The sequence below is a fragment of the Kitasatospora sp. MBT63 genome (assembly GCF_000710465.2).
Taxonomy (GTDB): Bacteria; Actinomycetota; Actinomycetes; order Streptomycetales; family Streptomycetaceae; genus Kitasatospora.
Map to the genome: position 1 here is coordinate 1 of NZ_JAIZ01000246.1, position 1,951 is coordinate 1,951.

Sequence of the window (1,951 nt, forward strand, 5' to 3'; positions counted from 1 at the left end):
CGCGCCCGCCCACTGAGCGGGTGACACCCCGGGCCGGCCCCGGGGTGTCACCGCCGGCCACCCGGCGCGCCCGCGCTATACAGGGACGTCCGTGACAGTCCCGGCCGGGCGGGGAGCACACCCTTGGAATTCCTGACCAAGCTGCCGGTGATCGGCCCGGCCGTCGCCCGGCTGCTGCGGACCCGGGCCTGGCGCACCTTCGCCCACGTCACGGAGGTGAAGGGCAACCGGCTCGCCGGGGCGATCACCTACTTCGGCTTCCTTGCCCTGTTCCCGCTGCTCACGGTCGCCCTGGCGATCGCCGTCGCGGTCCTCAGCGACGCCCAGGTCCAGGACCTCCAGGACGACATCGCCAAGCAGGTGCCCGGCCTGGCGGACTCGCTCGGCCTGTCCAGCCTGGTGGCCAACGCGGCCACCGTCGGCGTGATCAGCGGCCTGGTGCTGCTGTACTCCGGGCTCGGCTGGGTCGACACCATGCGCGGCGCCATCCGGGACGTCTGGCGCCTCGCCGACGAGCCCGGCAACGCCCTGGTGCTGAAGGCCAAGGACTGCCTGGTCCTGGTCGGCCTCGGCGTGGTCTGCCTGTTCTCGCTGGGCGCCTCCGCGGGGGCCACCGCGCTGGCCCGCCGGATCGCCGACTGGCTGGGCCTCGGCGGTGGCTCCGGCCGCGCCGTCCTGACCGTGCTGGGGCTGCTCATCGCGGTCGCCGCGGACCTGCTGCTCTTCGCCTACCTGCTCGGCCCGTTCCCGCGGATCACCGGCCAGTCCCGCCGCGCCCTGCTGCAGGGCGCGCTGCTCGGCGCGGTCGGCTTCGAACTGCTCAAGCTGCTGCTCTCCTCCTACCTGGGCTCGGTGGCCGGCAAGAGCCTGTACGGCGCCTTCGGCGTCCCGGTCGCCCTGCTGCTGTGGATGAACTTCGTCTCCCGGCTGACCCTCTACTGCGCCGCCTGGACCGCCCTGGCGGACCCGGAGGCGGCCCGCGAGCGGGCCGGACAGCGGGCGCAGGAGGCGCTGGACGCGGCCCGCCAGGACGGCCCCGGCGCCCCGGCCGGCCCGGAGCCCCGGGAAAAAGCCTGATCACACCTCCTGCGCCGCCACGGCCCAGTGGTTATGATCCGGGTCACAGTCGAGCTGCTCCCCCACCGTGACCCGGTCCGGGCGAGCACACCCCGAAGGACGCCTGGAGACAGTCGTGACCAGTGCTGACATCACCACCGCCCCCCCGGCCGCCACCCGCACCCTGGACGACGTCCCGGGCTGGTTCTTCAAGGCGGACCAGGAGGTGTTCGGCTGGCTGCTCACCCAGCAGGCCCAGCGCGGCCGCACCGGTGACCTGCTGGAGCTCGGTGCGTACCTCGGCCGCAGCGCGATCCTGCTCGGCAGCCACCTGCAGACCGGCGAGACCTTCACCGTCTGCGACCTCTTCGACTCGGACGCACCGGACGAGGACAACTCCGCCGAGATGTCCATGTCCTACCGCAAGACACTCACCCGGCAGGCCTTCGAGGACAACTACCTGTCCTTCCACGACCGCCTGCCCACCGTGGTCCAGGCCCCGACCTCGGTCCTCGCCGACGGCCGGATCCCCGACCAGAGCTGCCGCTTCATCCACATCGACGCCTCCCACCTGTACGAGCACGTGGCCGGCGACATCCAGGTCGCCCGGGCCGCGCTGGCCAAGGACGGCGTGGTCGCCCTCGACGACTACCGGGCCGAACACACCCCGGGCGTCGCGGCGGCGGTGTGGGAGGCGGTCTTCGCGCACGGCCTGCGGCCGGTCCTGCTCACCCCGGAGAAGTTCTACGGCACCTGGGGCGACGCCGAGCAGGTGCAGCGCGACCTGCTGGGCCGCGACTGGCGGGCCGAGGGCTACCGGATGGACGAGGAGACCATCGCCGGGGTCCGGGTCTACCGCCTCGCCTACGACACCGTGCCCGCCGCACCGGCGACG

Annotated in this window: 2 protein-coding genes; both read left to right on the forward strand. The window is 73.2% G+C overall.

The annotated features are described in order from the left end of the window. Positions 1–123 precede the first annotated feature (123 nt). Positions 124–1,077 (forward strand): YihY/virulence factor BrkB family protein, encoded by a 954-nt coding sequence (locus AA75_RS15675; RefSeq protein WP_033820639.1) that lies wholly within the window; start codon positions 124–126, stop codon positions 1,075–1,077. Positions 1,078–1,192: 115 nt separating this feature from the next. Then, positions 1,193–1,951 (forward strand): class I SAM-dependent methyltransferase (locus tag AA75_RS15680; protein WP_051812496.1); only part of this gene is annotated, 759 nt, incomplete at its 3' end.